Origin of the sequence: Fibrobacter succinogenes (genome assembly GCF_902779965.1) — a bacterium.
In the GTDB taxonomy this organism is placed as follows: Bacteria; Fibrobacterota; Fibrobacteria; order Fibrobacterales; family Fibrobacteraceae; genus Fibrobacter; species Fibrobacter succinogenes_F.
Genome location: NZ_CACZDK010000070.1, coordinates 1 through 3,392, shown reverse-complemented (window position 1 = coordinate 3,392; position 3,392 = coordinate 1). Strand labels below are relative to the sequence as shown.

General features: G+C 48.7%; 5 protein-coding genes. 4 read left to right on the top strand and 1 reads right to left on the bottom strand.

Annotation, left to right across the window (positions count from 1 at the left end):
- Positions 1 to 90 precede the first annotated feature (90 nt).
- Positions 91 to 264: a hypothetical protein gene (locus HUF13_RS17080; RefSeq protein WP_173476224.1), complete on the top strand. Its 174-nt coding sequence runs from the start codon at positions 91 to 93 to the stop codon at positions 262 to 264.
- Positions 265 to 298: 34 nt separating this feature from the next.
- On the opposite strand, the gene HUF13_RS17075 is transcribed toward HUF13_RS17080, so the two are convergent.
- Positions 299 to 1,426 (bottom strand): RICIN domain-containing protein, encoded by a 1,128-nt coding sequence (locus HUF13_RS17075; protein WP_173476223.1) that lies wholly within the window; start codon positions 1,424 to 1,426, stop codon positions 299 to 301.
- Positions 1,427 to 1,568: 142 nt separating this feature from the next.
- Here HUF13_RS17075 and HUF13_RS17070 point away from each other — a divergent pair, with 142 nt between their 5' ends.
- The 3 genes from HUF13_RS17070 to HUF13_RS17060 all read left to right on the top strand — a co-directional run.
- The gene (locus HUF13_RS17070) at positions 1,569 to 1,952 is read left to right on the top strand and encodes a hypothetical protein (protein ID WP_173476222.1); all 384 of its coding nucleotides are present in this window, start codon (positions 1,569 to 1,571) and stop codon (positions 1,950 to 1,952) included.
- A gap of 12 nt (positions 1,953 to 1,964) precedes the next feature.
- A complete protein-coding gene (locus tag HUF13_RS17065) occupies positions 1,965 to 2,849 on the top strand; it encodes an OmpA family protein (protein ID WP_304039359.1) in 885 nt (294 codons plus the stop codon).
- Positions 2,850 to 3,035: 186 nt separating this feature from the next.
- Positions 3,036 to 3,392, top strand: a 357-nt coding sequence (locus HUF13_RS17060; RefSeq protein WP_173466626.1) for a class II fructose-bisphosphate aldolase, incomplete at its 3' end; no start/stop codon positions are given.

The following is a 3,392-nucleotide window of genomic DNA, read 5'->3' as shown; positions in this document are numbered from 1 at the left end:
TTGAACGAAGAGAAAGCCAGCGTCATTAAGGCGCTGGCAGTAACAGCCCCTTCTAGGGGCAAAGCAAGCCACCCCTCTTAGGGGTGGCTTGTGACTTTCAAGCGTTTCCATCATTCAAGAGCCCGCCATCCTCGACAGTCTTCTAGAAAGCAGTCCGTTGCACCTACGCAGTTCATCTTGAATACAGAAACATGCAAGCATGTTTCTGCATCGCTCGGCTCAATGGTCATTCTCGACCAACGGGAGGGAATCCATTATTCTTGATTTACAATCTCGACGGAACTCAGTGAATTTTCTCTTAATTCCTTTTCAAAATCCCAGACGTTACACCACGGCGAATTTGGCCGGCAGCACGCCCTAAAGCATCGAACAACCGCGAAGGCATGGATTCATTCAATTCCTGGCGTTGCGCTTTACGCTTGGCAATAGACACAGGCTTATCCGTTGAATCGCCTTGATCTTTGAGTTCTACCATTTGCCATACGAACTCATCGCTATTGACTTTACGGTTCTGGACAACCTTGCCATCCTTAGCTTCGAGATACAAAGAACTCTTGAGATTTTTCAGATAAAAAGCGTTCGTCATATTTACTGGAGCGCCTTCCAAAATAAACTTCTGATGATCGCCGCCGTTCCAATGATACGTTCCAAGAACAACGCCGGCCGCAGTCGATTCGTTCGGCACATCAAGCACGCGCTTCCCGAATTCAAAACGATACGCTACCGGATTATCGCCAACAGAATAAAGCTTGATTTCTGTACCCTTATCCATGCAATCCATCAGCTGCAAAGCATTATCCGACGTCATTCCCATGCATTTAAAGTCGGGACCAACCGCCGACTTGAACTTGACATTTTTGTAGAACGCTTCCTTAAAAATGTCTTGGTACATCGCATTCACGACTTTCACGTGATTGATTAAATCCTGTTCGGACTTGACTTCGCTACGGTAATTGAGCCCGTACGGCCAAAAGTGCTGGCTATCGCCTTTGAGCACAGCATCCGGCCCATCAATTTCCTTGATAACCTTTTGAGCTTTTTCGCCCTTGAACACACCCCCGCTCATCATCGACTGGTAAGCCGAAGTCGTGCCCATGCCAAGCGTATGCGCCATCTCGTGCATGGCTGTACCTACAAACATATAATTGCGATCCTTGCCAAAACGAAGGTCGCCATTGCTGCTTGCTTCTGCAGTCGGAACGCCCGTGCTGTAATAAACTTCGATGTGCTTGGAAAGGTCAGAATACTTGTTGTACAGGAAAACCGCCGAATCCATAGCGGCCTCGATAAGCGCATAAGCTTCGCGCTCGTCATTGGTTGGATTTGCGGACTTATTCAGGTGATACTCAATATTGCCGGCAAAAGCGCCAGACACAAAGAAGGAGAAAATTCCAGGAAAAAACAAGTTTCTTACAAAAATATTCATAGAACCTCTTCCTATACACAAAATAAATTTACACAATTCCATCCCTATACGCAAGTAAAAAAAGTTTTGAGTGATTGAAAGAACTTTTTAATAAACCATAATGTAATTTTGGCGTGGAATATCAAAAACAGGAGAAGCCCCAATGAAGGCTAAATTATTCGCATGTTCTTTAACGCTTGCACTCGCAGCCCTTACCGGTTGCTCGGGTAGCCAAAGCGGAATCAACCGTTCCCTTGGACAAGCCGAAGCCACACGCTCGCTCGCAACAGATAGCAAATTCGACTCTCACATAACGTCTAGCGCTTACTCCAAACTTGTTCAAGCCAAAAATTTGAAAGAAGACGGTAAAATCGAAGAAGCCCAAGCGCTTGCTGAACAGAGCGAACTCGATATGCGACTTGCCATAGCCAAATCCGAAAACGACAAGGCTAAATACGAAGACAAGAAGCTTGAAGAAGCTCTCCGCGCCGACGAAGAACGCAAAGCGCTTTACCAGAGCATTCTCGATAAGGAAACCAAGAAGTAAGGAGCCGCAAAGATGAAGACGATTAAGATTTTGACTCTCGGCGCCCTCGCCGCTTCCATGAGTTTTGCCGCAGACGCCCCCTCTGTCACCCCGGTGGACCAGTGCAGACTCGCCCTCGATAACGCCAAAACCAACATGCCCACAAACGCATACGCAGCAAAGCTAACGCTTGCCGAAGGCTATGGCACATTGAACGCCCTCGAAACGATTTACGCCGACGATGACGAATCCACGCTGATTCCGACATTCTTGGAAAACTGCCAGAAGTACGCACAAATCGCAACACTCCAAAGCGAGACACAGGCTATCCAGAACCACATTTCTGAAAATTGGGAAAAACGCGCCGCTACGAACCGCACTATCGAAGCCATCCAGGAACAGATTGGCGAAGCCCGCAGCGGTAAAGTCTCTGACCTCGAAGCCGAAAAGCAAGCCATCAAGGCCCAGAAGGACAAGCTTGAAGCCAGCAAGAACGAAGCTATGGACAAGCTAAACGCCCTCCAGTCCCAAATGATCCAGGTGACCAAGGACGCCCGCGGTATTATCCTCTCGATGTCCGATATCTTGTTTGACGTGGGCCGCGCCACCTTGAAGACCGACCTCATGACAAGCCTTGCCAAGATTGCCGGAATCCTCTCGGTCTATCAGCAGTTTGACGTGTCCATCGAAGGAAACACCGACAACACCGGTTCCGAAGAATTCAACATGACGCTTTCTCAGCAGCGCGCCGAAAACGTGATGAACTTCCTCGTGGAACAGGGCATTGCAGAAACACGCCTCACCGCCAAGGGCCTCGGCATGACCATGCCGATTGCCGACAACTCCACCAAGGAAGGTCGCCAGAAGAACCGCCGCGTGGACCTCGTCATCACGGACAGAACACAGAAGGTGAAGTAGGTTATAGGTAACAGGTATTAGGTATAGTGTCACGCACTACGTGCGTCATAAATAGGTGGCTAGACGCGATTATTTCCCCTAATCCCTAAAACCTAACCCCTAAAACCTTAAATATTTTGCTAAATTTAGCGCGTAACTTTTAAACCGGCGGCGCAAGTCGCCAATCAAAAACAAGAGGTAAAACAAATGGCAGTTTCTTACAAGGAACTCGGCTTGGTTAACACCAAGGAAATGTTTGCTAAGGCAGTTAAGGGTGGCTATGCTATCCCGGCTTTCAACTTCAACACCATGGAACAGATGCAGGCTATCGTGCAGGCCGCCGTTGAAACCAAGTCTCCGGTGATCATGCAGGTCTCTAAGGGTGCTCGTAACTACGCCAACGGCACCATCCTCCGCTACATGGCTCAGGGTGCTGTTGAATACGCCAAGGAACTCGGCTGCGCAAATCCGCAGATCGTGCTCCACCTCGACCACGGTGACTCTTTCGAACTCTGCAAGGACTGCATCGACAACGGTTTCTCTTCCGTGATGATCGACGGTTCT